The 416-nt window shown below is 53.6% G+C and carries 1 protein-coding gene; it reads right to left on the minus strand.

The annotated features are described in order from the left end of the window. Positions 1–27: 27 nt before the first annotated feature. Complete coding sequence (locus tag EN964_RS37205) at positions 28–396, minus strand: four helix bundle protein (protein WP_013530241.1); 369 nt, start codon at positions 394–396, stop codon at positions 28–30. Positions 397–416: the final 20 nt, after the last annotated feature.

A 416-nucleotide genomic window follows, 5' to 3' on the forward strand; every position in this document is an offset into this window, starting at 1 on the left:
GAATAGGGGAATAGGGGAATAGGGAGGCTATTCGGCTGCAAGTTTACGGATGAGAAGCCGAAGAAGCTTTCCCACACTTTCGGTACTCGCCAACAATGGGCCGGACGTCGCTTTCGGCGCGATGCCAATACGTTCAGCAATCAGAAGCTGAGTTTCCAGTTCCTTCAATGATCCTTGGGCAATACGGAGAAATTGCAAATAGGAGCCTCGAATTTCCCTGCCATACCCCTCGGCTATGTTTGCCGGCACCGACGTTGCAGAGCGCCGCACTTGGCTGGTCAGCCCATAAAGCTCTTCTTTGGGCCAGGATTTAGTAGCACCGTAGACCGCCACCGCAAGATCCATCGCCTGCTCCCAAACAAGCAAGTCCTTGTAGGACCCTGTTTTTTCGGTCATCCGTCCCTACTCCCCTACTC

The sequence above is a fragment of the Mesorhizobium sp. M7A.F.Ca.CA.001.10.2.1 genome (genome assembly GCF_003998575.1).
Lineage (GTDB): Bacteria > Pseudomonadota > Alphaproteobacteria > Rhizobiales > Rhizobiaceae > Mesorhizobium.